This is a genomic window from Paraburkholderia domus, from assembly GCF_905220705.1.
GTDB classification, from domain to species: domain Bacteria; phylum Pseudomonadota; class Gammaproteobacteria; order Burkholderiales; family Burkholderiaceae; genus Paraburkholderia; species Paraburkholderia domus.
Window position 1 is genome coordinate 1 of sequence record NZ_CAJNAT010000039.1, and the last position, 23,543, is coordinate 23,543.

Consider the following 23,543-nt stretch of genomic DNA (forward strand, 5'->3'; position numbering starts at 1 on the left):
AGAGCGCCGACGACTACGAGGCGCTGCTACCCTGGAAGCTGGGCAAGCGGGAGCACGAAAAAAACGTCTAGGTCAAGTCTGCGGGAGGGACGTGCTTCGCTGATCGCTTACCAGAATCTGGCCTTCGCTCACACGTTCGGTGAGCTATTCCAGGAGGTTCTCATCGGATCTCGCGGTGAAGGGCATCCGCTGTCAGTGTTCACCCATGCGGACGGTGAGCAGTTCCAGGAGATCACTGCGGATACAAAGCTGAACCGCCTCAGAATCTGGCCTTCGCTCACACGATCGGTGAGCTATTCCAGGAGGTCCTCATCGGATCTCGCGGTGAAGGGCATCCGATGTCAGTGTTCACCCATGCGGACGGTCAGTAGTTCCAGGATATCTTCATCGATGCGATGGTAACGAGCATTCGCCCAAAGTCTTCCCATGCGGATGGTAAGCCGTTCCAAGGGGCCAACTTTCACTCGAACGTGCGAACCGATGGACCATAGCGTTCACTCATGCTTACGGTAAGCAAATTCAGGTGATACGTACCGGATGCAAACACAGCGTCTGCGATTACCCGGCGTCCCCGCATACCCGAGAGGATGCGAACAGCAAACCGGGTGAATGTTCGAACCTCTCGGCTTGCTCCGACCGAATTCTGGATGCTTTTGGTGAGTGAATTCGGCTTCACTGTCATAGAACATAGCTGTCATCAGTTGCGGCTGACCAGCGCGCCGATTTAACTCTCTCGCCTGAGCACCAATGCTCAATCTCAGTGTCCTATACTTCGGCTAGGCAAACTGTGAAAGTGTGACGGGCTGCTATGGCCAACGTTAGACATATTCAAGTTGGGTGCTCCGAGTCAGGCGAACGACAGGACGTCCCGCCGGAAGAGGGAAGTCGCAACTTTTTTGACAACCGAGAGAAGTCCTCACCATCCTGGATGCGCTCACCATTCACAAGGTTTCGAACCGGTGAGACAGCGGTTTCTCGATGTGTCACCGTGGCGGAATGGCAACTTGATTAAAGATCCTTCATACCGCCCGCACTGCCTCCTGGAAATCCTCACTTTGTATTTGGCTAACCGTTCGCTCAAGGTCTCTCCAGCTCTGGGAATCGCTCTTCGATTACCTGGAATCCCTCGCCATCCTTGAAGAACTCACCTATCCGCAAGGCTTCGAACCGGTGAAATATTGCGGGTTAGAAGTATCACCGTGCGGAGTATTGATTCGGCAGCTACCGATGACAGTGCATAGCACCCGTGACTTAGTTGGTAACCGCCCCCTGTCACGAGCCGGGCACACAGAGACGAACCGTGAAAACGGGCGACGACTCTTCTACGTGTGCTACCAGCGGCCCCGCATGCAAACTGCGCCGAGCCAGCATTCTCCGCGCGCGAGGATTCTGTCCGCAAACATCGTCGCTTCGTCCGTGCTTCATATTCTCGTCAGTGCTTCCGAATCGATTGACTTCGCCGACAACTGCGAAGCTTACCGATGGACAATTCGCATACGCCAGTTTTTTTTGCACACTCTCCTCGGACCCCTTATGCACAAAGGCAAGTCGCGACTTTTATTTAGCAATGCCAATCTAGCGAGTGGCTGTAATAGAGGAAAATTCGCGCGATTTGCGTTGCTCGGATCTTGCGCTCCTATTGCCGCCGCCCGCTCCAGCTATGCCTGACACGGTAAAATTCCATATCGCGAGATATGAGGTCGCAACTTTATTGTCCGTTTTAGGCAATTTTCCAAAAGTCGCAACTTTATTGTCCCGCGATACCAGATTAGAACTTCACCTTCAACTGAAACCCGATCGTGAATGGCAGATCGTCCGAGGGGATAGGCGGAATCACGATGAAGTTAGCCCCGACGCGCTTGTAATCGACCATCACGATCGGCGCGACCACCGGTCCGATCGTGTGGTTTCGGCCCAGGCCCCAGTTGCCGTAGTTATATCCCGAGATGATCCCGCCGATCGCCGCGATTCGTACGATGCCCCAGTGTGCAAACTCGGGCGCCCAGACGCCGGCGCCATAGTACGAAGGCCGACGCAGCGAGTTGCGAAAACCGCCGGCCGTCACCGCCCATTGATTATTGAGCCAGCATTCGACGCCAAGGCCAGGATTGAACTGCTCGAAGTGAGTATTGGGGTCGGGGTTGATGTGGTACGAACCGAGCATTGCGTCGACCCATACGCCGCCCTCACACCAGTTGCCCGCATGCGCCGCGGACGCCGCCGCCAGGCTCGCGGCAAGCGTCACGGCTGTGTGTCGAACGTGTTTCTTAATCTGCCGAAAATGCATGAGTTCTCCGTCACCGGTCGAGCGCCGGTGTCATCTGTGTTCTGGTTATTCTTGCTTGCCGTCCGTCGCGCACTGTACCTCAACCGGCACAGGCGATGTTGAGGACACGCTCGGACGCGCGGGCACAGGACGTGCCACGCGGCGCAGATGCAACCATAGCGGACAACCGATGGCAGAGCGGTGAACACGCGGCAGATGTTCACCTTCAACGTCTGAAACAGATCTAGAGGCCGAGATCGGACAGGCCAGGATGATCGTCGGGACGACGGCCAAGCGGCCAATGATAAAGACGGTCAGCCTCGCGGATAGGCAGATCGTTGATGCTGGCATGACGGCGCGCCATCAGTCCGTGCTCATCGAACTCCCAATTCTCGTTGCCGTATGAGCGGAACCAGTTGTTCGAGTCGTCGTGCCATTCGTAGGCAAAGCGCACGGCGATGCGGTTATCCGTGAATGCCCATAGTTCCTTGATCAGGCGGTAGTCGAGTTCTTTTGCCCACTTGCGGCGCAGCAGTCCGACGATCTCCGCGCGCCCATGCGTGAACTCGGCACGGTTGCGCCAGACGCTATCCGCTGTGTACGCGAGCGACACGCGCTCGGGGTCACGGGTGTTCCAGCCGTCTTCCGCGGCGCGCACTTTCTGGATTGCGGTTTCACGCGTGAACGGCGGTAGTGGCGGGCGGGTTTCGATCGGGTCAGCCATAGTGGTTCCTCAGTCAGGTTGCGGTGCGCCGGGATGGCGCTCGTTTGCTCGGGGACCTGCTCGCGGATTGGCCTGCGAGTTTGTCTGATTCGCTTACGGACTCGGTGTCGAGCAGGGCTTGGGCGGCCGCTTGCGCGTCGAGCGCGGCGTCGGCCTTGCCGCTCACCAGCGCCACGGCGATGGCGCCGTCGAGCAGGATCAGCCATTGGCGCGACAAGGGCGCGGCGCGGCGGCCGTCCATGCCCGATTCGGCCGCGTATTCATCGCACTGGGTTCGCACGAACGCGAGCAGGCGTTCCTTGTGTTCACGCGCGACGATCCGGATTGGATCCTCCGCGGAGGCGATTTCGCCGGCGGCGTTCAGAAACGCGCAACCGTGAAAGTCCTCCGACGCAAACCATTCGCGCAGCACATCGAACATGCCGAGCAGGTGTTTGCGCGCTGTCTTGCCCTGCCGCAGCGTGCCCGCGATAAACCAGTTCATCCAGCGTTCGTCGCGCCGCTCCAGCGCAGCGGCGACAAGCGCGTCTTTCGATTCAAAGTGCGTGTAAAAGCTTTTGCGCGCGGTGCCGGACTGCTTGACGATCGCCTCCACGCCGGTTGCGTGGATGCCACCGGCGTAGATCAACGCTTCCGCAGCGTCGAGCAGCCGTTCACGCGCGCTGCCGGACGCAGCCGATTCAATTTGGTTTTGAGTAGCCATGTGCGAAGGGTAGAACGATCATTCTCCTTCGTCAAGTTTTTGTGCGCTTCAGCGGATTGGGTACGCTTGCTGCTATCGTGATGACGATCGATCAACTGGAACGAATCTCATGAGTCGCTCTACTATCCGCGCAGTGTTTGTACGCGCGCTGCTCAGCACAACGCTGCTGACGGCGATGGCCTGCACGCCTCTGCAAGTGCTCACCCATACGGTCAGCCAGAACGAAGCGCGCGTGCCGGTGGGACGCTACGACCTCGATCAGGACCATTCCAGCATTACCTTCGACATCGATCACTTCAAGTATTCGCGCTTTACGATGCGCTTCGACCGTAAGAAGGGACAGCTCGACTGGAACGAAGGGGGGCTGGACAAGAGTAGCGCGACGATCACGATCGACGCCGCTAGCATCGATACGAATGTGCCGCTACTCGACAAGATGGTGAAAAGCGCGAGCATGCTCGACGTGTCGCGCTATCCGGAGGTGCGCTTCGCCAGCACGCGCTTTGAGCGCACTGGCGAAGCGCGTGGCACGTTGAGTGGCGATCTGACGATTCACGGCGTCACGCAACCCGTGACATTGGACGTGACGTTCAACGGTTTCGCGCCTGATCCGCTCACGAAAAAAGACACGCTCGGTTTTTCCGCAGACGGTCATTTCAGCCGTGCGAAGTTCGGCTTGGCAACGTGGTACCCGGCTGTCGGCGACGATATTCATGTGCGCATTCAGGCCGAGTTCGTTAAAACGCCCGCAGGCGCATGAGCACGGTGCGGGCGTTTCGTTTCAGGCAGTACAGTTGAGCGCGATGTCGTTTTAGCTCACGCAGTGGTCCAATCGAGAATCACCTTGCCGCTCTCGCCTGAGAGCATCGTGGCAAACGCTTCCTGATAATCGTCGACCTTGAAATGGTGAGTAAGGATCGGCGACAGATCCAGTCCGCTTTGCAGCATCGCGACCATCTTGTACCAGGTCTCGAACATCTCGCGGCCGTAAATGCCCTTGATTTCGAGGCCCTTGAAGATCACCTGGGTCCAGTCGATCGCAGTCTGCGCGGGCGGAATGCCGAGCAGCGCAATCTTGCCGCCGTGGTTCATCGCTTCGAGCATGCTGGTGAATGCGCTCGGCACACCGGACATTTCCAGCCCGACGTCGAAACCTTCGGCCATGTGCAGATCCGCCATCACGTCGCGCAGCGATTCACGCGAGACGTTCACCGCACGCGTCGCACCCATCTTGCGCGCGAGTTCGAGGCGATAATCGTTGACGTCGGTAATCACCACGTTGCGTGCGCCGACGTGTTTCGCAATCGCCACTGCCATGATGCCGATCGGCCCGGCTCCGGTGATCAGTACGTCTTCGCCGACCAGGTTGAACGACAGCGCGGTATGCGTAGCATTGCCGAACGGGTCGAAAATCGCGGCGAGATCGTCGGAGATTTCAGGCGGAATCTTGAACGCGTTGAACGCGGGGATCACGAGATACTCGGCGAACGCGCCTTCACGATTCACGCCGACGCCCACCGTATTGCGGCACAGATGCCGGCGTCCCGCGCGACAGTTGCGACAGAATCCGCAGGTGATATGCCCTTCGCCCGACACGCGGTCGCCGATCGCAAAGCCGCGCACTTCCTGGCCCATTTCGACGATTTCACCGACGTATTCGTGACCGACATGCATCGGCACCGGAATCGTCTTTTGGGCCCAGTCGTCCCATTTCCAGATGTGGATATCGGTGCCGCAAATCGCGGTGCGCGTGATGCGGATCATCACGTCGTTGTGACCGACTTCGGGTTTCTTCACATCCGTCAGCGTGAGGCCCGGTGCGCGTTCGAGTTTTGCCAATGCTTTCATGTGCGCCTCCGCTTCAGATGATGCCGAGTTGACGGCCAACGCGCGCGAAAGCCTCGACGGCGCGATCGATTTGTTCCGCCGTATGCGCGGCGCTCATTTGCGTGCGGATTCGCGCGCGGCCTTTGGGCACCACGGGGAACGAGAAGCCAATCACATACACGCCTTCCTTCAGCAACGCGTCGGCCATATTCGATGCGAGTTGCGCGTCGCCGAGCATGACCGGAATGATCGGGTGTTCGCCGGGCACGAGCGTGAAGCCGAGCGCGCTCATCGCGCGTCGGAAGTGCGCGCCGTTTTCGCGCACGCGCGCGCGCAGTTGCGCACCCTCGCCGCTTGCGAGCAATTCGAGCACTTTCAGCGTAGCCGCAGCAATGCTCGGCGTCAGCGTGTTTGAGAACAGATAGGGACGCGAACGTTGACGCAGCAAATCGACAACTTCCTGACGCGCCGCGACGTAGCCGCCCGATGCGCCGCCCAGCGCTTTGCCGAGCGTGCCGGTGATGATGTCGACTCGCGACAGCACACCGCAATGTTCCGGCGTGCCGCGCCCATGTTCGCCGACAAAACCGACCGCGTGCGAATCGTCGACCATCACGAGTGCGCCGTAGCGATCTGCGAGATCGCAAATGCCTGCGAGGTCGGCGATGATACCGTCCATTGAAAACACGCCGTCGGTGGCGATCAGCTTGAAGCGCGCGCCGGCGGCGTCGGCTTCTTTCAGCCTGGCTTCGAGATCGGCGAGGTCATTGTTCTTGTAGCGAAAGCGCTTCGCCTTCGAAAGCCGCACACCGTCGATGATGCTCGCGTGATTCAGCTCGTCGCTGATGATGGCGTCGTTTTCGTCGAGCAGGGTTTCGAACAGACCGCCGTTCGCATCGAAACAGCTGGAGTAGAGGATGCAGTCGTCGGTTTGCAGGAATGCGGCCAGTGCTTTTTCGAGGTCTTTGTGCACGGTTTGCGTGCCGCAAATGAAACGCACCGACGCCATGCCGAAGCCGTCGTTATCCAGACCAAGCTTTGCGGCCTCGATCAGCCGTTCGTCGTTGGCGAGACCGAGATAGTTGTTCGCGCAGAAATTCAGCACGTCCGTGCCGTTCGTGAGACGCACATCAGCCGACTGCGGGCTGGCGATCACGCGCTCGTTCTTGTAAAAGCCGTCAGCGCGAATTTGCTCGAGAGTGCCGCGCAGATGGGCAAGGTAAAGGTCACGCATGAACCAGACTCCTGAAAGGGTAGTGCGCCCGTGGCCGGCATGTCCGGCATGTCCGGCATTTGCGACGTCGAGACGGGCTGTTATAGTCGGCTGTCAGTTTTATCGGATATTTTCGTTTTTCCGAACTAAAATCCGGTATGTCGAACAACTCTAAACGATAGGTCAGTAAATGGCAAGTTCGGGAATCCGCCGCGCAGCAGCCAACGCGGCACCCACTTCCGGCGCGAACCCAGTCCCGGCGATCGCCGCGCCGCCTCGTGTCGGCGAACAGATTCAGCGTCTGCGCGCCGAACGGCGCATGACGCTCGACGACCTGTCGCGCGCGGCCGGTGTGTCGAAATCGATGCTCTCGGAAATCGAACGCGACAAGGCCAATCCGACGATCGCGGTCGCCTGGCGTCTGACGAACGCGCTCGGCGTCAGTCTCGATTCGCTGTTCGCGCCGCAAAAGGCGCCAGAGGCGATCGCCGTCTCCGGTCCGCACGACATCCCGACGTTGAGCGGGCACGAGGCCAAGTATCAGCTGCGTGTCTGGGGGCCGATCGAATTGGCCGGCAAGTTCGAGTGGTATGAGCTGACGTTGCAACCGGGCGGGGCGCTGGTGTCGAACGCGCACGAACCCGGCACGCGCGAGCATCTCACTGTCCTGCAGGGATCGATCGAGATCGAGGCGGCCGGCACGACGAAGCGGCTCAAGGCCGCCGACACCGCACGCTATGTCGCCGACGAGCCGCACGCGATCCGCAACGCTGGAAAGGGCGAGGCGAAAGCGTTGCTGGTGGTGATTCACGGCTGAGGTGCGGGCTCACCGTTGTTGATTATGGGCTGACTCGGGAGCGCTCGGGCTGAATTGTCCGTTCGGCTGAGGTTGCACGAGACACTGTATATTTGTACAGTACAGGGTATCGACTGGAGCCGATAATGAACGACCTGACGACCGACCAAGCCGAGCATGCTCTGGCCGCGCTGCGCTATCAAACCGCAGCGCGCGATCTTGAACACATCGTGCGTAACATCGCCGCGCGCTACATCGTCCAACAGGTGCCCCTCTCCTGGCGCCTGCTGCATGCAATCGAAGCCGAAGCATTGGCGGATCTCGGGTTTGCCAGCCGGCACGACGCGATCATGCTCGGCCTGTTCCAACGACCTTCCGAATTGCCTTATCCGGAATCGGACGAGACGGTGGACTTCGGCACGTCCACTGCGTTGCCGGCTGTGTTCGCGTTTGCCGTCTCTGCCTATGAAGAGGCGGCACGCCGCACCGCACAATCTTCGTCTGAAGACACTCCGCTAAAGCGCGCTCGGGCTTGGGGCGACTGACTTCAACGCTGCACTTTCATGGGTTGCCATCTACAATATGCGCAACTAACGGAAAGATTGCGTATGTCACCTCCTCATCTGTCCGACCCGATCCCGCGCCCTGCGCCGTCAACCGATCTCTTCGATCAGGAACGCGAAGACTGGCGCCGCGATCCACAAATCGCGTTCGACGCATGGCTTGCCAAGCAGCATTTCAGGCGCTCTTCTGCTGAAGTCTATCAAGCGCAGTGGGGACTTTTCCTCGACTGGCTTGCCGTTCGCCAAAAGAGCCTGGTCACGGTCGATACGCAAACCATCGCTGAATTCGTGGGCGGACTTGCGATCCGGAAACCGCAACGCGTCAGGTATTTACGGCTGATTGAACGGGTGCTGGACCATGTGCGCGAAATCGAAACCGCGTCGACCAATCCAGCCCGCTTCATTGCTCAGGATGGCGAAGCAGCATGGCGAAATGCACGCGACAACGAGCCGACCGGTTTTCTCAACCACGCCGAACGAGCCGCGCTCATTGCGCATCTGTTTTCGCCCTTGTCCGCCTTGTCCGCCGCGCAGCGGTGGAGAGAGCGGCGCGACCGTGCTTTGATTGCTGTGTTTCTCGGCGGTGGACTCAAGACGGGCGAAGCTGCGGCGCTTACAGTTAGTTGCGTGAATGCCGGCTCACCCTGGGTGGCGATCGAGTCTGCGAATCCGATGCTGACGCGGCGTACCCGGCTTGCGCCCTTCGCGGCGGCCATCCTCGACGCATGGCTTGCCGAACGGCGCCTTTCCGAACTGGCCGGCAATCTGGTCTTTCCCGCTTCGCCTTCAGGGCGCCCGATGCACAAGGCGACAATGCTGCGCGCAGTCGACGCGTTGATCGACGCGGCTGGAATTGCTGCGTCGCGAGTGTCGCGCGCCAGTCCGCAAACTTTGCGCAACACTTTCGCGGCAGACCTGTTCGAGAGTGGGGTTGAGGCAGAGCTGGTCGGGCAATGGCTGGGATTTGTACAGGCAGTGTCCGCCAACCGTTTGTATCGGGCGTGGCAAAAGTGGATGGACCAGCAGGATTCGCCGGTCGTTGATGAACCGGATCCATCCGCGTCGCCATTGCCCGCGCCCAGGCAGGACGGGCGTTTGACGAGGAAAGGGTGATCAGGCGAACCCTGAAAATACTCACCCTTGGGGTCCCGAATTTCCTCACCTTTGGTGATTTATCCGCTATTACGCCCGCGTCGAACGGTCATGCCGACGCCGCAATCGAACCGTTCGACAAAAACCGGCTAACCGCCTGCAGTCTTGACTCACCGAGGCCTGAAGAGTGATCGCATTCCGGACACTGCAGTTCGAAGTGGTGATCCACTTGCGATAGCTCAGGCTCACCTTCCTCACATTTTGGGCAGCGCAGCGGCAACATGACATGACCGTCCGCCGCGGTGCCGATCACCGTCAGCTCGTCGGTCGTGAGCCTGCCGGCTTCGACCAGCGAACACAGCAGACTCGCGATCGCGGGATCGATGCCTTGCTGGCTGCGCAGCGAGGCAACTTCTTTCGTCAAAACATCCACTTCGTTCGATTGCTCGCGTAATTGCGCGTCGAGCCGGTCGCCGCGCGCCTTGGCTGCGGCGATCTGCTGGATAAACTCGAATTCCTTGCGGCTTGCGTCCCGCACCCCCGACTGATAGGTGGCCGCCATGTTCCGTAGGGAGTCGAGTTCGACCAGCATCGGCTTCACGCGGCGCTCGGCTTCAGCGACGGCATCCTTGATCTGTTGCGCATAGTGTTCGGTGCTCTGCCGCAATTCGACATGCAGCGCGTCGATTCGGTCACGGAGTGCCGCGTTGGTCGCCTGTTCGGTATCGAGGCGTTGGCGCAGTGTTTCGTTTTCGCCATCGAGTCGGCGCACCGTTGCCTGCAAGCCTTCCTGATGTGCGGTTCCATGCGTTGTGGTGCTGGATAGCTCGGTCTCGAGTGCGCGAACGCGTTCCCACGCCGCTTCAGCTCTCAGTTCACTGCGCTTGATGGCCTCTTCCGAGACGTCGCGGCGAATTTCCGCTTCTCGTGCGCGTTGGTCGGCGGCGGTGACTTGAGTCTGAATTTCCTCGCGTTCACTGTCGAGGGTTGAGCGGGCATGCACGACGGCTTCTTCAAAGAGTGCGCCCAGCAGTTCTCCGGCGCGATCTTCGAGTGCTTTAGGGATAGCGCCGGCACCGACTTTTACGCGTGACACAGATCTGATGCGTTCCCAGAAGTGGTCGATGTCCTTCGGGATGTCACTTGCGCTGCCTGTTTGGGTCAGGTCGCGAACGGCCGCCATGGACGGGCGAATTCCCAGATCGAAAAAAAGTCGCTTGCAAGCATGTAGTGACAGTTCCTGCCGCCTTGCCCCGCTAGTCCTCAACGATTCAAGCTCGTCACGGATGGCTTGTCGTTCCTGATCCAGATTCATGTATACCTCGATGTCGCTCGAATTGGATGAATCATAACAATTTACGTATTGTTTGCTACGTATTTGTTGGGAGAGCGTGTTGTTTCGCTACGTGGCGTGTTTTAGGGCTGCTGGTAGGTCGCTAGATTGGTGCAAGCTAGTTTTTTCCGTGAAACAAAACGAAGACTAGCCAATAAGTCATTGTAACCAAAGAGATTTCATCAGTTTCTTTCTGATCGCTCACTGTTTCACGAGCGCGTCATGTGAGCTGAGGTGGTGGAAAGGTCTTGTCCGAAGGACACGCGGGGAAATGCTAGAGAGTAATAAAAGTAAACACCTTTGAACCCATGTTAAAACCGTTAACGCCATGGCAAACCCATACCAGGCAGGGGTTTCAGCCCGGCAAGGTGAAGCTTTACGGGAGGGGTGGTGAGGTCTTGCGGGAGGGTTGAGTGATGAGGTTCGGGGGCCTCGGTGAGTGGGTCCGGGACGGAACGTGAGCGGGTTCAGGAGCCACCCTAAAAGTGCGGTTTGGCTAAAGGTGAGATTTTGCGGGACCTGAGCGTCCGGGATCGCCCGGCAGCGCTCAAAAGTTGGTTCTGAGTCTGACAGCCCTGAAGGTGAGGGCTTTCGGGACCTCCGTGAACCTCAATTTTTGACCTTATTTGGGCCTCGTAAACCCCTTTGGTGAGTCAAGACAGGAGAAAACGCGAACCGAAGGTGAGACTTTCCGGGGCCGAGGCGTCATTTTTGCCTCAATTTTGGGCAATCTGGCGCTTAAGGTGAGGGTTTGCGGGAGCTGAGTGGGATTTCGACCGAAATTCTGTCTGCCGCATCGATGGAGCCGTTAGTCACCCTTGCGCAAAGGTGAGCGAATTCGGGAGGCGCGGTTCGAGGCGATCGCCAGCTCGTCAAATTACCTGTTTTGGGCCTGAGGTGAGGTTTTTCGGGAGCCTTTTTTGGGGCTCGTGATCGCTAAGGTGAGGAAATACAGGACCAAAACCGCCACGATGGGCCGGAAAAGCCCTACGGACGCTGTCAGAGCAGTTCCGATTTTGTGGCTGCTGAATTGTTAAGGTGAGGTTTTTCGGGGCCCCTCAGGTTGCGACTGGAAACGTCAGATTTCCCCGAAATGCTGTTAAAGGTGAGGATATACGGGGGCGTGTGCCCATAGCTCGGCTTGCGGCGATTCCATAAGTCAATGAAATCATTGAATAATTTTTGTGCGGCGCGCAAGGGTGAGGTTTTTCGGGGGAGCTTTTCTATGACCTGCGCGAGCCTCCTCAATGCTCATCGGTGAGGCTTTTCGGGAGTATTTATCGGTGTTTTTTCAGCTCTCCAGGTCTGGAGGCCGCGTCGTTCCCAGCGCTCGGCAGACGTTAAGGTGAGCTTTTTCGGGGGGAGTTTGTTGGGAGTTGGACCTCACGTTCGCGGTGTGAGGTGTTTGTTTGTCAGGTTCGGCCGCTTTTGCTCAAATGGATATGCGGCGATTGCCGTGCGTATCGTCGCCGCGAAGGCCATGCGGTCGCAATCGACGGGTGTGCCCACCGGCGGGTTTCGTGGCGGCGCCGGGCGTGCAGGCCGTCTGGCGCGCGTTGGCGAGTACTTCTCGCGTCCAACCCTGGATCCAGAGGGGCTGCGCTGGGAATAGTCCCGCGCGCGAGACCGTCGGCTTGCTGCCACCCCAGGTTTTCCCCGCGCGTCTCCCCTCCCCTATCGGCTGAAAATGAGCCGACGCCTGTTCGCGTCATCGATGCGACTCGAATACGCTCGGCTCGCAACATGCGTACCACCAAAATTCACGAGAATTTTTTGAGGTGAGAAGATTCGGGATCGAATGGCTCCGGTTCGCGGGAGGTCAGAAATCAGTCAGCATTTCGGGAGGCCGCGACCTGTAAGGATGCCCTGAACCTGGCGTGAAACGGGTGAGGTGAGGGTTTTCGGGAGTTGCTCGAGGTGAGTTGCGCCTCGTAAACTCACTTCACCGGGAACGGTGAGACCCGTGCTATAGACGCGTATCACCACAGCCGGTATGCTCTCGCCAAATCCCTCCTCGACCAGACGCATGGCCACTAAGCGCGCGAAGAAGACAGACGTAGTCAGCCCGAGCTCGGCCGAATTGCGCAAGGCCGTCGAGGCGATTGCGATCCAGCCCAAGAGCGGCAAGATCACGCTCCTCACCCGCAAGCTGTTCAACGTTCTCCTTGCCGTCGCTCAGCAAGCTGACGAGTCGGGCGACACGTATCGGGCCTTGCTGTCCGACATCGTCGCCAATTCGGCATTCGATTCGAATGACACCGCGCTCGTCAAAGAGCACCTGCGGCGCATGGTGTCGGTGCAGGTCGAATGGAGTACCGGCACGTCCAGCCAGAAGCCCGGACGGAAATGGGGTATTTCCACACTGATTGCCGACGCGGAAATTCTCGAAGACCCCACCACCCGCCGCGTCTGGGTGGAGTTCTCGTTCGCACCGAAGATCAAGAAGAAGCTGCTCGACCCGGTTCAGTATGCGCGGCTAAGTCTGCAGTTCCAGAGCCAGTTGCGCAGTAGCGCGGGTCTCGCACTTTATGAGATTTGCGTTCGCTACTTGACCAATCCGAGCCATCTGACGATGCGCGAAACGTGGGAATGGTGGCGCCCTATTCTCTCTGGTACACCGGACACCGAAGCGGGTGACGAGGCGAAGCGCGAGTACAAGTACTTCAAGCGCGATTACCTGCGCCCGGCCATTGCCGAAGTGAATGCGGTCACCAACATCTTTGTCGAATTGATCGAGCACCGGGAAGGGCGGCGTGTTGCCGAGATCCAGTTCCGCGTGACGGAGCGCAAGCAGCCCATGCTTGCACTCGACGAACACCCGAATGTGTTCGACAGTACGCTGGTCGACCGGATGGTGAAGATCGGCATTCCGCTGAAAGAAGCGCAAACACTGTACGCCGATAGCGAAGAAAATCGGATTCGCGCGGCTCTGCAGATGACCGAGCAACGCATGCGCAGCACGTCGTTGCCCGCTGTGCGCAGCGCACCGGCACTGTTCAAGGACGCGTTGAAGAAAGGCTATGCGCCGCCGGTCGAAGCGCTGCCGTCCGGTAGCGGTGGCAAGGCTGCGGTGGCCGCGCCGGCGGACGACCTGAAAGCGCGTCTGCTTGGCGAGTACTCGGCGGTTCGCCGCAAGGAAGCGCGCGAGCTTTACGACGAACAAGGTGAGTCCGAACGGGAGATCGCGCGGAAATCGTTTGAGGAAGACGTGTTGCCGGATCTCGGCACACACATGCGTGACGACTGGCGTCGTCGTGGACTGGACTCGAAGATCGTCGAAACGGCATTCTTCGATTGGCTGGCTCGCAAAACCTGGGGCGAACCTACCGATGGCGACCTGCTCGCCTTCACGCTGAGCCAATCGCGCGCGGCGTAATCGTCAACAGCGCGTCAACCGCGCGTCGAGAGCGCATCAAAAAAACGGCGGCCACTTTCGTGCGCCGCCGTTTCTTTTCCTGCTGGTGCTTTTCCTTCGTTACTTCAGCATCTTTTCAATCTGACGAAGAATGTCGTCACGCTTTTCGCGTGTGAGACCCTTCAGGCGCAGTTCGATTCGATCGTCTCCATACGATTTCAGATCGCCGACTGCGACACCGCCGAGCTTGATTTCCAGACGCTGCGCATAGCGCTGCCGGCCCGCCGGCTTGGTGCTTTCCTGCGCGCTCGCCCTGCCCTTCACGATGTCCGCGACTTGCCGCGTGCTCAGGTCGTCCGAGAGGATTTTGTTGATCAGGCGCAGCGTAGCGTCGGCGCCGCGGGCCGTGTGATAGCGGCCCACCTGATAGGCCATGTTCGAGCCGAAACGGTCCGGTCTTGCGACCATCTCATGCATCACCACCTCGGGCAGCTTCGCGATCGACAGGGCGACCGCGACGGTCGACTCGTCTAGTCCGAGATGTTCGGCGAGCTCCTTCTGGCTCTGGAAATGCCGGTCGTCCAGAAAGCGTTTCCAGACGACGGCGTTGTCGAACACGGTCTGCGAATCGCGTTGGACGTTGAGGTCGTAGCCAAGCTTATAGCTTTGCATGCCAATCGGCAGATCGATCACGATCGCCTTCACCGATTCCTTGTTCGCTTCTTTAAGCGCTCGCACCCGCCGTCCGCCGTCGCTGACGAAGTAGGTGCCAGGATTATCGTAATCAGGAATGACGTGAATCGCCTGCTGCTGGCCCTGCTTCGCGAGATTGACAGCAAGCTCGGCAATCGACGCCTTCAGATAGAAATGGCGCGGATTGAATGGGCTCGGCTTGATCGTTTTGAGCGCAAGTTCGATGACCTGGCCCGGCCTGTAAGCGTGCTCGATTCGCCACGTACGGTAGGCCATCGACTCATTGGTGATTTCGGCGGCATCGACTTCCGGGACGTCCTGGGACATGACCGGCTGGATGGTGCGGCTCGGTACATCGCCCGTCGTGGCGCCATTCTTGACCAAACCGTCGATCGCATTCAGGCGGTCGAGAGCGGTTCGCTTTTCGCTGCTGGTCGTATCAGGACGTGCTTGAAAGCCTTTGGCGAATTGGGAGGGTTTCATTCAGGGTCCTTTCTTTATGCGCATAAACTCAGGGGAGCAAGGCTGCGATCTCGTTGGCGCACGCCCTTACTTCGATGGCGGCGAGCTTGGCGCCGCGATCGTTCATCTGAAGCACGGTCTGCCCTAACGCCATTGCCTGCTTATAGGCTTCCCGCGTCGGGATCTGGGTCTTGAGCAGCGGGAAACCGAGCTCTTCCAACGCGCGCTTCAGTTCGCGCGTCAGCATCCGTTTCTCTTCGGTCTTATTCAGCAGAAAGACTGCGCGCAAGTCCTCGTTCATGACCTGGGCTTGTTGCACGAGCTTCACCAGTCCGACGCTCGACCAATAGTCTGCAGGTGACGACGACGTTGGCATGATCGCGACGCTCGCCGCGAGCAACACGACGCCAGACACTTTTTCTGTGATGGAGGGAGGACAGTCGACGACGATGATGTCGTAGTCCGCCACGAACTTCTTGATCTCGCGGTGGATCTGGCTACCGGCTTCGGAGAGGTTGACCACCGGAAAGGGGATACCGGTGTCGCCATCTGATGACGCACTGGCCCAGTGAATCAGTGTGTTTTGACCATCTGCGTCTACGACGAGGACGCGTTTGCCCTTCTCATGGAACGCAGCGCCGAGGTGCATCGCGATTGTGCTCTTCCCGACCCCGCCCTTCTGCTGAGTTACCGCGATGATTTCTGCTGCCAATCTTCACCTCCTCTTTTTAGACGCAGATGGATTTTACCTGGATGAATTCGCATTTCAATCGTTTTTGTGTAAACGCGAGAAGAATTAGCCGTTTGGGATAGGTTTATGCGCATAAAGGAAGTGGCGTGGTTGAGCTAAGGGGAAAGGGCCGTGAAGTGCTGTCGGCAGCTACTGGTTTGCGGGAGTCTGGGGGATGCCGGACGCGGTGGGGTATCGCAGGGGAGAGGTTACGATACGGTCAAGTGCGATGTGGGGTGACGCCCCGGGGTATAGCTGGAGGTGTCTGTCATCTCGGATTCGACGCTACCCCACTTGGGTGCGTCGCTTTAGTAGGGCGCCGGCTGATGACGACAAGAAACATATGCCGCTCATGAGCGTGACCGCGAGCCATTTTGAGTCAGTGGCTTTATGCGCATAAAATCTTCGGGCGCTATCCATGGGTCGAGCCGTCGCTGGTGTTGAGGTAAGGCCGGACGAATGGAGACATGATTCTGTCGGCACGGCACGGCACGGCACGGCACGGCACGGCACGGCACGGCACGGCACGGCACGGCACGGCACGGCACGGCACGGCACGTGGGACTGCCTCCATACATACAGAGGCAGTCCCACACAACAGAAGTCAAAGCGTACCGCAGCGCGGCGCGTGCCGCCCCAACGCACATGACGACAACCTTCCTAGGCGCGCTTTATGCGCATAAACCGAACGCCACCATCACCGGCAGGCAATGCCCCCTCCCTTACCGCGCGAAATCCAATCGTCCCGCGCCGCCCCACGGCCCCACCCGATTCCCGGTACCCGCTAAAATCCCCCACAAAAACCACCCTCAACCCAATCCAAACCACCCTATCCGCACAACCATGATCACCATCTACCACAACCCCCGCTGTTCAAAATCGCGAGCCACGTGCGACCTGATCACTGGCACGTACAACAGCGCAAACGAAGCAACGGAAATTGTCGAATACCTGAAACAGCCGCTCACGGTCGCGCAGCTAGAGCAACTCAACGCGCAGCTAGGCTGCGCTGTGCGCGAAATGATCCGCGACACCGAAGTCGAATACAAAACACTCGGACTCTCCGACGCCACGCTGAGCGACGCTCAGTTATACGAAGCATTGGCGAAGCATCCTATCCTTTTGCAACGACCGATTGTCGTGCGAAACGGGCGAGCCGTGATCGGCCGCCCGCCGGAAAATGTCGAAGCGTTATTCGCCTAGGCGTCGAGACTTTACGACCTAAGTGACCTAGGCTTTGGCAGGCAACGCAGCGTCCTTCGTCACGATCTTTGTCGGGATGATGCGCAGTTCGCTGAATGTGTCGGCAATACGTTGTTGTTCTGCAAGTACGCCCGCGTCGACGGGCTTGTAGATGTGTGCGTAGTGCCGCAAACCCGCTTCGATCACGCCTGCGTCGAGCCCCTGAATCGGCGCGAGCTGAGCGGCTGCTTCGCTGTAGTGGCCGCGTACCCACGCGCCCTCTTTACCCACCTCATCCATCACGATCGCAAGTACGTCACCGTTTTGCTGCGCAAACGGCCGCGCGCTCAGGAAGAACTGGTGGTGATTCACGATACCTTCGGCGTCGGCAAGCAGCCGGGCATTCGACTGGCGTTTAGCGGCCTCGAGGAACGGGTCCCAGATCGCCCATGCGTCGATCGCGCCGCGTTCGAAGGCCGCGCGCGCATCGGCGGGCGCAAGAAAAACCGGTTGGATGTCGCTGTACTTCACACCGCTCTTCTGCAAAGCGGCGACCAGAAACCAGTGAACGTCCGAGCCTTTATTGAGCGCGATCTTTTTGCTCTTCAGATCGGCCAGCGTTTTGATCGGCGCGTCCTGATGGACAAGAATGCCTTCGGCATGCGGCGTCGGGATTTCATAAGCGGTGTAGACGAAGTTTGCGCCGGCCGCCTGCGCGAACACCGGCGGCGCCTCGCCGACATAGCCGAAGTCGATCGCACCGACATTCAATCCTTCGAGTAACTGTGGCCCGGCGGGAAACTCGGTCCACTTAACCGTGATGCCAAGCGGTGCGAGCCGCTTTTCGAGCGTACCGTGCGCCTTCAGCAACACGAGCGTACTGGCCGCTTTCTGATAACCGATACGAAATTCTTTCGCGTGAGCGTCAGCGGCGAAGACAGACCTGGAGACAACAGGTAAGGCCGCCGCGGCCAGCGAGGCGCCCACGCCGGCGATAAACGCGCGGCGGTTGAGCAACGGATGACGGGACATAAAAGTGCTCGTTAAAAGACGGACGCAAAACGGACCGATTGGCTCTGACGATAATTCGTCTGCAAGCCGGGACGAACCGATAAATTCGCATAAGCAAATCACGCCGGAGGGCACGGACTCGCCAGCGGTGCTTATCTGCATGCCGCGCTGCGTCAAGTCGCAGTGCCCCGCTACAATCCTTCATGCGCGCGCAGTCGCGGCGGCGTCAATCGAAAAAGGGACATCGTGAATATGACGACAACACTCGCGGCGTGGTCATCCCACGACACTCAACTGATTGTGTCGTGCGTGCTCGGGCTTGCACTGATCATCATTTTCATCAGCGTGCTGAAGCTCGCGCCGTTTTTGTCGATTCTGGTCGGTACATTCGCGGCGGGCTTTTCGGCCGGTCTGCCGCTGGAGGCGGTGGCCAGCGCATTCAGCAAAGGCGCCGGCGCCTTGCTCGGGGATGTCGGCATCATCATCGCGCTCGGCGCGATGCTTGGTGCGCTGATGGCCGAATCGGGCGCGGCCGACCGGCTTGTCTCGACCATCCTCAAACATTCCACGCCACGCACGCTGCCGTGGATGATGGCGCTGGTGGCGATCATCGTCGGCTTGCCGCTGTTCTTCGAAGTCGGATTGGTGATGATGGTGCCGATCATTTTCGTGATGGCACGCCGCTCGCAGCAGCCGATCCTGCGCATTGCGATTCCCGCGCTCGCGGGCATGACCACGCTGCATGCGCTGCTGCCGCCGCATCCGGGTCCGCTGATCGCGGTAAGCGCGCTCCATGCCGATCTCGGGCTGACGCTCGGTTTCGGCCTGATCGTCGCGATTCCGGCGGTCATTCTCGCGGGCCCGGTCTACGGCATCTGGTTATCGAAACGGATGCACGTGGTCGAACCGAAAGAGATGGGCGAACTTTTCACCGCGCATCAAAGCACAGGTGAGCCGCCGAGTTTCGCGATCTCGCTCATCACGATCCTGTTGCCAGTCGTGCTGATGCTTGGCCGCACGGTCGCCAAACTTCTGCTTCAACCTGAGACCTTCCTGTTCAACACACTCAATTTTCTGGGTGAGCCGTTGGTTGCATTGGGCCTCACCGTGCTGTTCGCCGTGGTGGCGCTGGGCTGGTCGCGCGGCATGGCACGCGACCGGGTCGGCGGCATTCTGCGCAAGAGCCTGCCGCCGATCGCTGCGCTGCTGCTGACCATTGGCGCAGGCGGTGGCCTCAAGCAGGCGCTCGTGGTGGCGGGCATCAGCACGACGATCGGCAAGATTGCCATTGGCGCGCATATGCCGCTGATTCTGCTGGCGTGGCTGATCGCCGTCGCGCTGCGGCAGGCTACGGGTTCCGCGACGGTTGCGACCACCACGACCGCCGGTATCGTCGCGCCGGTCGTCGCGGGACTCAGCACGACGCACAATTCGCTGATGGCACTCGCCATCGGCGCCGGTTCCGTGTTTTTCTGCCACGTGAACGATGCGGGTTTCTGGATGGTGCGCGAGTATTTCGGACTGCAATTGAAGCAGACCGTTATGGTCTGGTCGGTGCTGCAGACGATCGTATCCGTCGTCGGCCTCGCATTGACGTTTACGTTGTGGACCCTGTTGACCTGAAGCTGGCATAGGGATCGCAAGCGGTGGCAGGAATTGACGCTCAGCTGGCAATTCCGCATGACCCTGTCCGCTTACACTGCTTTTGCACAAGGCGAGGCGCAGTCCCGCACCTCACTCCCCCTGCCGATGCGGAGCCACCATGCTTGAACTGAGACCGTCCTGCGAAGGATGCGGCAAATCACTGCCGCCGAACGCGCCCGACGCGATGATCTGCACGTACGAATGCACCTTCTGTGAAGTGTGTGCGCTCAGCGCGCTGCGCAATGTATGTCCGAACTGCGGCGGCAATTTCCAGCATCGCCCGATCCGCACCCGTGCTCAATTGGTCAAACATCCGGCTCGAGCCGAAGCGCATCCCGTCTTCATCGATGAACCGTCGCACGCAAGCTTCTTCGAGCGTTACCGGAACACGCCGCCTGGCGATCGCTGAACAAGCCAACGGCCGCGGGCAGCGTTCAAGGTGGCCGCCGTTCGCCGCGCAGCCTTCGAGACCGCCGCTCGGCGCACCGCTAAAAGCCGGATGCCGCGCTTCAATCGTCGCTGCCGCCTGCCCCAGGCGTCGCAATCCCGCTCGCCGTGCGCGCCGCCACGCGCAGCAGACGGATCTGTTTGCGGTAATTGCGGCAGCCGCTGCAAGTTGGCAGATGCAGCCGGATCGCGACCCATTCGCTGGTCGTCAAACGGCGGTCGAGTGCGTCCGACAACAGGCGCGTGATGTGCTTACACTTCCCCATTCGCATCCTCTCTGGATAGGCCTTTTTCGCTCAGGCAAGTACGCAAGCGAAGGCGCGCGCGGTAGATCAGCACGCTGCAGTGATTGGCGGTCATCTGCAGTTCGGCGCAGATCGCTTCGGTTTCTAGATCGAGGAATTCACGCATCATGAACACGCGCCCGATGTGCTCGGGCAGGTGTTCCAGACACTTCTCGAACAAGGTCCAGAATTGCTGCTGACGCAACGCGGTTTCCGGCGTCGGCCATGGTTGCGGCTTGGACTCGCGCGACCAGTGGCCGTTGTCCTTGAAGAGTTCGCGATCGAGCAGCGCCTCGCCGTCGATTTCGGATTCGAGCGCCGACAGGTTCACCGTGCGCTGCCGGGCGCGCAAGGTGTCGACGAGCTTGTGCCGCAGGATGCCGAATACCCACGTCTTGTGCTCCGATTGCGCGGCAAACCGGTCGGCTTGCGTCCAGGCAGCGGCGAGCGCCTCCTGGACGGCGTCTTCGGCGGCAGCGGCGTCGCGTAGTTGCAAACGCGCGAAGCGCAGCAGGTCGCGCCGCAGTTGCGTGAGATAGACGGGGTCGTCGAGCGCTGGCCCGCTCACTTGCGCCATGGCAGGCTCCGTGGCTGCGCTTGCGGTTGCCGCACGTTTTCTTTTGAATCGTTGTGGTTCATAGGCAGGTCGCTCTCCTCGCGCTGTTCCCGGACGTGTGCGCCATTCTCCCGCACGTTCCTGCACAAGCGAATCGGTATTGAACATGTGCCCGCCAGCAAGCGATGACCTGATCACCTTAGTCGTGCCGCAACGGGATTTATGACAGAAAAAAACATTATTGCGCAAAATGAAATCAAGGCTGTCGTGACGAACCTTAACGTTCAGCCTAGACGTGAGACGTGCGGGCGGGCACGTCTCAAACTCGCCGCAAATGCATGTCCAGATTATTTCATTATTTGAAAAAAAGTCTTCTTGTCTTCGGTATTTTTAGGCGGACACTGAATCGCTATTCTTCAATCCATCGATCGAACCCGATCGCGAGCCAAACGCTGAAGAGGAATAGCACCATGAAACGCATTCTTACCGCCCTGATCGCATCCGTCGCCCTGTTTGCTGCTGCTTCGGGCGCGGCTCAAGCTGCCGCACCGGCACAATGCAACGGTCCGGCATCGTACTGCAACGTGTTCTTCGGCAACTAATGGTCTGGTGGACGCCGCCGGACAGCGGTCCGGTGCAAGCCTGCTGACGAGGCGGGTTCTCGAAGTCAAAAAAAGGGTGCCGATGAGGGCGCCCTTTTTGCATTTAGGCCGACACGTTTGACGTGCGTTCAAGGCATCCTCGGAACATGGCGGCAGGGCCTCTCCATTGGCGTGCGAGTGTCGCGAAACAGAAAGCGGTACGCAATACGCGGCACTCCGAAGCAACACCCGCGCCCGGCGGACAAATGCGCCGAATGCTCACTCTTCTAACGTGTTACAGTGGGTCAACAGCTTGCAGTTCTCCTGCGCGTCCTAGGCAGTCCCTCAGGCATCAGCCTCTCATCACAGTGCCCTGAATCCAACGGGGTCCTTTTCTTCTACTCTGCTTTGCGGTGTCGTCAGGCGTGGCCTGACAGAAGCGGCCGTTGTTTACGCGCATCGTCGATCGACACCTGTTTTCCGCTGAAACGCCGCAACTCGCCCGGCGTCGCGCCAACCATACAGCGACCCATTTCAAGCGAGATCCTTCACCGGAGACGACCACCATGAGCAATACCATCAGAAGCTACCGGGGCCTCGAGATTTATCCGCTGGTTTATCCACACCAGCCGCGCTCTCCCGACGGCGCCCGCCATTACGACGCGGGTTTCGACGCCGCGGTGCGAATCTGCCGGCGCGGCACCGACGACACCTTGACCAGTAGCCGCGTATTTCGCGTGCCGAGCCGTACGCCGTTTGGCGCGGCAGGCGATGCGCGCATTGCCTCGGCGAGTTACGCGGAACGAGTGATCGACGGCATGGTTGTCGGCCAGTCGATCGCCGGGCTTTGATGCGCGCACCGATGGCAAGTCACGTTTCCAGGCGCCCGCAGGGCGCGAATTCCACACCGCTGACTGGTCGCGCGAACTACCAGGTCGCCGCGTCGTCACGTCGTACATCCAGCGGGACGGTGCCGACGCTGAAAGTGATCCGGTTGAGCGACGAGCGCGTGATCTACCCCTTTCAGGGCCACGCGGACATGCCGTTCTTTGAAAATGCCGATGCCGCCCAACTGTTTGCCGAGACGTACGGCTGGCAGCTTGTGGATGGCGACATCGCCGTTCCGGAATGAATGATCAGACTTATGATGACTGGCTGGATTTTCATCCGACCGGGCAGCGAAGAATGTCCATTTGCCTCAAATCGCTCAAGACCGAAAGCATGCTTGATTGACAAGGCAAAAGTACCAGTTATCCACAAGGTTATTCAGTAAATCTGTGGATAACTTTGGGTGCAACCGGGTTATCCACCGGTGACAGCTTTCGTGGTCTGATCCTGCACAGCCAGAAGAGGGTGTTTTTGTACTCGCCGTCGCCATGCCGCGAGGCTTTTGCCTATGATGGACAGTTCGTACCCTTTTGCGCGTCAAGCGCCTCACCTGAAGGAAAGCGAATCATGGCCCATCACATCGCAGTTGTCGTCGGCAGCTTGCGTCGCGAGTCGTTTAACCGGCAATTGGCGCAAGCCGTGATTTCACTCGCGCCCGCGGACTTCACCTTCGAGTTCATCGACATCGGCTCCTTGCCGCTCTACAGTCAGGACCACGACGCCGACTATCCCGAAGTCGCCAAACATCTGAAGCAGCGCGTCGAAGCTGCCAACGGCCTGCTGTTCGTCACGCCCGAGTACAACCGCTCCATGCCAGGCGTTCTGAAGAACGCACTCGACTGGGCTTCGCGGCCGTGGGGCACCAATTCGTGGCGCGGCAAGCCGGGTGCGGTATTGGGTACCTCGGTCGGCGCGACCGGCACGGCGCTGGCGCAACAGCATCTGCGCAATGTGCTGGCTTACCTCGATGTCCCGACGCTCGGCCAACCTGAAATGTTCATCAAGCATGACCCGGCGGCCATCAACGAGAAAGGCGAGATCGTGAACGACGGCACGCGTAAGTTCTTGCAGACTTTTGTCGATCGCTATGTTGCGTGGGTCAAACTGAACACCGCTGCCTGACTGCCAATTCGGGTAAATTCGGGCGGTTTTGCAAACCCCCGTTCAGACTGAAAGCGCCGACGTTGCCGCAA

23 protein-coding genes are annotated in these 23,543 nt (G+C 59.4%); 12 read left to right on the plus strand and 11 right to left on the minus strand.

Translation table 11 applies throughout. The features are described 5' to 3' along the window. Positions 1-1,768 precede the first annotated feature (1,768 nt). The 3 genes from KHO31_RS35005 to KHO31_RS35015 all read right to left on the minus strand — a co-directional run bounded on the left by KHO31_RS35005 (position 1,769) and on the right by KHO31_RS35015 (position 3,693). Positions 1,769-2,287, minus strand: coding sequence for a hypothetical protein (locus KHO31_RS35005; protein WP_201124041.1), 519 nt, complete (start codon positions 2,285-2,287; stop codon positions 1,769-1,771). 223 nt (positions 2,288-2,510) lie between these two features. Then, positions 2,511-2,990, minus strand: a complete 480-nt coding sequence (locus KHO31_RS35010) for a nuclear transport factor 2 family protein (protein WP_201083640.1) — start codon at positions 2,988-2,990, stop codon at positions 2,511-2,513. A gap of 13 nt (positions 2,991-3,003) precedes the next feature. Beyond that, positions 3,004-3,693: a TetR/AcrR family transcriptional regulator gene (locus tag KHO31_RS35015; RefSeq protein WP_211625456.1), complete on the minus strand. Its 690-nt coding sequence runs from the start codon at positions 3,691-3,693 to the stop codon at positions 3,004-3,006. Positions 3,694-3,802: 109 nt separating this feature from the next. Here KHO31_RS35015 and KHO31_RS35020 point away from each other — a divergent pair, with 109 nt between their 5' ends. Beyond that, positions 3,803-4,453 (plus strand): YceI family protein, encoded by a 651-nt coding sequence (locus tag KHO31_RS35020; protein WP_201086863.1) that lies wholly within the window; start codon positions 3,803-3,805, stop codon positions 4,451-4,453. A gap of 56 nt (positions 4,454-4,509) precedes the next feature. On the opposite strand, the gene tdh is transcribed toward KHO31_RS35020, so the two are convergent. Further along, positions 4,510-5,541, minus strand: coding sequence for an L-threonine 3-dehydrogenase (tdh, locus tag KHO31_RS35025; protein ID WP_154566436.1), 1,032 nt, complete (start codon positions 5,539-5,541; stop codon positions 4,510-4,512). A gap of 13 nt (positions 5,542-5,554) precedes the next feature. Continuing rightward, complete coding sequence (locus tag KHO31_RS35030) at positions 5,555-6,754, minus strand: glycine C-acetyltransferase (protein ID WP_211625458.1); 1,200 nt, start codon at positions 6,752-6,754, stop codon at positions 5,555-5,557. Positions 6,755-6,923: 169 nt separating this feature from the next. Between KHO31_RS35030 and KHO31_RS35035 the strand changes: the two genes are divergently transcribed. The 3 genes from KHO31_RS35035 (at position 6,924) to KHO31_RS35045 (ending at position 9,205) form a co-directional block, all read left to right on the plus strand. Continuing rightward, the gene (locus KHO31_RS35035; RefSeq protein ID WP_201086862.1) at positions 6,924-7,550 is read left to right on the plus strand and encodes a helix-turn-helix domain-containing protein; all 627 of its coding nucleotides are present in this window, start codon (positions 6,924-6,926) and stop codon (positions 7,548-7,550) included. A 125-nt stretch (positions 7,551-7,675) separates the two neighbouring features. Beyond that, positions 7,676-8,074 carry a DUF2471 family protein gene (locus KHO31_RS35040; RefSeq protein WP_201083630.1) on the plus strand — a complete coding sequence of 133 codons (399 nt, stop codon included), beginning with the start codon at positions 7,676-7,678 and terminating at the stop codon, positions 8,072-8,074. A gap of 63 nt (positions 8,075-8,137) precedes the next feature. Beyond that, positions 8,138-9,205: a tyrosine-type recombinase/integrase gene (locus KHO31_RS35045; protein WP_201124035.1), complete on the plus strand. Its 1,068-nt coding sequence runs from the start codon at positions 8,138-8,140 to the stop codon at positions 9,203-9,205. An 88-nt stretch (positions 9,206-9,293) separates the two neighbouring features. Here the strand turns inward: KHO31_RS35045 and KHO31_RS35050 are convergent, their stop codons facing one another. Continuing rightward, on the minus strand, positions 9,294-10,499 hold the full coding sequence (locus tag KHO31_RS35050; RefSeq protein WP_211625460.1) for a DNA-binding protein: 1,206 nt from the start codon (positions 10,497-10,499) through the stop codon (positions 9,294-9,296). A 2,044-nt stretch (positions 10,500-12,543) separates the two neighbouring features. Between KHO31_RS35050 and KHO31_RS35055 the strand changes: the two genes are divergently transcribed. Continuing rightward, positions 12,544-13,893 carry a replication initiation protein gene (locus tag KHO31_RS35055; RefSeq protein WP_201083623.1) on the plus strand — a complete coding sequence of 450 codons (1,350 nt, stop codon included), beginning with the start codon at positions 12,544-12,546 and terminating at the stop codon, positions 13,891-13,893. A gap of 99 nt (positions 13,894-13,992) precedes the next feature. Here KHO31_RS35055 and KHO31_RS35060 read toward each other — a convergent pair whose 3' ends face one another. Further along, positions 13,993-15,048: a ParB/RepB/Spo0J family partition protein gene (locus KHO31_RS35060; protein ID WP_201083621.1), complete on the minus strand. Its 1,056-nt coding sequence runs from the start codon at positions 15,046-15,048 to the stop codon at positions 13,993-13,995. A gap of 28 nt (positions 15,049-15,076) precedes the next feature. Next, a complete protein-coding gene (gene parA / locus KHO31_RS35065; RefSeq protein ID WP_063498136.1) occupies positions 15,077-15,739 on the minus strand; it encodes a ParA family partition ATPase in 663 nt (220 codons plus the stop codon). Between the two features lie 861 nt (positions 15,740-16,600). On the opposite strand from parA, the gene arsC reads away from it, so the two are divergent. Then, on the plus strand, positions 16,601-16,960 hold the full coding sequence (gene arsC / locus KHO31_RS35070) for an arsenate reductase (glutaredoxin) (protein WP_201086866.1): 360 nt from the start codon (positions 16,601-16,603) through the stop codon (positions 16,958-16,960). 27 nt (positions 16,961-16,987) lie between these two features. Here the strand turns inward: arsC and KHO31_RS35075 are convergent, their stop codons facing one another. Further along, complete coding sequence (locus tag KHO31_RS35075; protein ID WP_211625462.1) at positions 16,988-17,971, minus strand: sulfonate ABC transporter substrate-binding protein; 984 nt, start codon at positions 17,969-17,971, stop codon at positions 16,988-16,990. Between the two features lie 225 nt (positions 17,972-18,196). On the opposite strand from KHO31_RS35075, the gene KHO31_RS35080 reads away from it, so the two are divergent. Together KHO31_RS35080 and KHO31_RS35085 are read left to right on the plus strand one after the other, a co-directional pair. After that, positions 18,197-19,573 carry a GntT/GntP/DsdX family permease gene (locus tag KHO31_RS35080; RefSeq protein WP_201107732.1) on the plus strand — a complete coding sequence of 459 codons (1,377 nt, stop codon included), beginning with the start codon at positions 18,197-18,199 and terminating at the stop codon, positions 19,571-19,573. Between the two features lie 139 nt (positions 19,574-19,712). Then, positions 19,713-20,003, plus strand: a complete 291-nt coding sequence (locus KHO31_RS35085; RefSeq protein WP_211625464.1) for a DUF1272 domain-containing protein — start codon at positions 19,713-19,715, stop codon at positions 20,001-20,003. A gap of 100 nt (positions 20,004-20,103) precedes the next feature. On the opposite strand, the gene KHO31_RS35090 is transcribed toward KHO31_RS35085, so the two are convergent. Together KHO31_RS35090 and KHO31_RS35095 are read right to left on the minus strand one after the other, a co-directional pair. After that, entirely contained in the window at positions 20,104-20,307 is a 204-nt protein-coding gene (locus KHO31_RS35090) for a zf-HC2 domain-containing protein (protein WP_201083610.1), read from the minus strand. Then, positions 20,294-20,902 carry an RNA polymerase factor sigma-70 gene (locus KHO31_RS35095; protein WP_211625466.1) on the minus strand — a complete coding sequence of 203 codons (609 nt, stop codon included), beginning with the start codon at positions 20,900-20,902 and terminating at the stop codon, positions 20,294-20,296. Before KHO31_RS35095 ends, KHO31_RS35090 begins: the two co-directional genes overlap by 14 nt. Before the next feature lie 449 nt (positions 20,903-21,351). On the opposite strand from KHO31_RS35095, the gene KHO31_RS39790 reads away from it, so the two are divergent. From KHO31_RS39790 to KHO31_RS35110, 4 genes are all read left to right on the plus strand, one after another. Further along, entirely contained in the window at positions 21,352-21,483 is a 132-nt protein-coding gene (locus KHO31_RS39790; protein WP_256737959.1) for a hypothetical protein, read from the plus strand. A 545-nt stretch (positions 21,484-22,028) separates the two neighbouring features. Then, the gene (locus KHO31_RS35100) at positions 22,029-22,313 is read left to right on the plus strand and encodes a hypothetical protein (RefSeq protein WP_201083607.1); all 285 of its coding nucleotides are present in this window, start codon (positions 22,029-22,031) and stop codon (positions 22,311-22,313) included. Positions 22,314-22,324: 11 nt separating this feature from the next. Continuing rightward, the gene (locus tag KHO31_RS35105; protein WP_236061791.1) at positions 22,325-22,594 is read left to right on the plus strand and encodes a DUF6723 family protein; all 270 of its coding nucleotides are present in this window, start codon (positions 22,325-22,327) and stop codon (positions 22,592-22,594) included. 323 nt (positions 22,595-22,917) lie between these two features. Beyond that, positions 22,918-23,472 carry an NADPH-dependent FMN reductase gene (locus KHO31_RS35110; protein ID WP_211625468.1) on the plus strand — a complete coding sequence of 185 codons (555 nt, stop codon included), beginning with the start codon at positions 22,918-22,920 and terminating at the stop codon, positions 23,470-23,472. Positions 23,473-23,543: the final 71 nt, after the last annotated feature.

What these genes read in the sequence shown, in the direction of transcription:
- KHO31_RS35075 (WP_211625462.1), bottom strand. Translation starts at nt 17,971, where the DNA reads ATGTCCCGTCATCCGTTGCTCAACCGCCGCGCGTTTATCGCCGGCGTG.
- tdh (WP_154566436.1), bottom strand. Translation starts at nt 5,541, where the DNA reads ATGAAAGCATTGGCAAAACTCGAACGCGCACCGGGCCTCACGCTGACG.
- KHO31_RS35055 (WP_201083623.1), top strand. Translation starts at nt 12,544, where the DNA reads ATGGCCACTAAGCGCGCGAAGAAGACAGACGTAGTCAGCCCGAGCTCG.
- KHO31_RS35060 (WP_201083621.1), bottom strand. Translation starts at nt 15,048, where the DNA reads ATGAAACCCTCCCAATTCGCCAAAGGCTTTCAAGCACGTCCTGATACG.
- KHO31_RS35100 (WP_201083607.1), top strand. Translation starts at nt 22,029, where the DNA reads ATGAGCAATACCATCAGAAGCTACCGGGGCCTCGAGATTTATCCGCTG.
- KHO31_RS35015 (WP_211625456.1), bottom strand. Translation starts at nt 3,693, where the DNA reads ATGGCTACTCAAAACCAAATTGAATCGGCTGCGTCCGGCAGCGCGCGT.
- KHO31_RS35105 (WP_236061791.1), top strand. Translation starts at nt 22,325, where the DNA reads ATGGCAAGTCACGTTTCCAGGCGCCCGCAGGGCGCGAATTCCACACCG.
- KHO31_RS39790 (WP_256737959.1), top strand. Translation starts at nt 21,352, where the DNA reads ATGAAACGCATTCTTACCGCCCTGATCGCATCCGTCGCCCTGTTTGCT.
- KHO31_RS35085 (WP_211625464.1), top strand. Translation starts at nt 19,713, where the DNA reads ATGCTTGAACTGAGACCGTCCTGCGAAGGATGCGGCAAATCACTGCCG.
- KHO31_RS35050 (WP_211625460.1), bottom strand. Translation starts at nt 10,499, where the DNA reads ATGAATCTGGATCAGGAACGACAAGCCATCCGTGACGAGCTTGAATCG.
- arsC (WP_201086866.1), top strand. Translation starts at nt 16,601, where the DNA reads ATGATCACCATCTACCACAACCCCCGCTGTTCAAAATCGCGAGCCACG.
- KHO31_RS35045 (WP_201124035.1), top strand. Translation starts at nt 8,138, where the DNA reads ATGTCACCTCCTCATCTGTCCGACCCGATCCCGCGCCCTGCGCCGTCA.
- KHO31_RS35095 (WP_211625466.1), bottom strand. Translation starts at nt 20,902, where the DNA reads ATGGCGCAAGTGAGCGGGCCAGCGCTCGACGACCCCGTCTATCTCACG.
- KHO31_RS35030 (WP_211625458.1), bottom strand. Translation starts at nt 6,754, where the DNA reads ATGCGTGACCTTTACCTTGCCCATCTGCGCGGCACTCTCGAGCAAATT.
- KHO31_RS35010 (WP_201083640.1), bottom strand. Translation starts at nt 2,990, where the DNA reads ATGGCTGACCCGATCGAAACCCGCCCGCCACTACCGCCGTTCACGCGT.
- KHO31_RS35020 (WP_201086863.1), top strand. Translation starts at nt 3,803, where the DNA reads ATGAGTCGCTCTACTATCCGCGCAGTGTTTGTACGCGCGCTGCTCAGC.
- KHO31_RS35040 (WP_201083630.1), top strand. Translation starts at nt 7,676, where the DNA reads ATGAACGACCTGACGACCGACCAAGCCGAGCATGCTCTGGCCGCGCTG.
- KHO31_RS35090 (WP_201083610.1), bottom strand. Translation starts at nt 20,307, where the DNA reads ATGGGGAAGTGTAAGCACATCACGCGCCTGTTGTCGGACGCACTCGAC.
- KHO31_RS35110 (WP_211625468.1), top strand. Translation starts at nt 22,918, where the DNA reads ATGGCCCATCACATCGCAGTTGTCGTCGGCAGCTTGCGTCGCGAGTCG.
- KHO31_RS35005 (WP_201124041.1), bottom strand. Translation starts at nt 2,287, where the DNA reads ATGCATTTTCGGCAGATTAAGAAACACGTTCGACACACAGCCGTGACG.
- KHO31_RS35035 (WP_201086862.1), top strand. Translation starts at nt 6,924, where the DNA reads ATGGCAAGTTCGGGAATCCGCCGCGCAGCAGCCAACGCGGCACCCACT.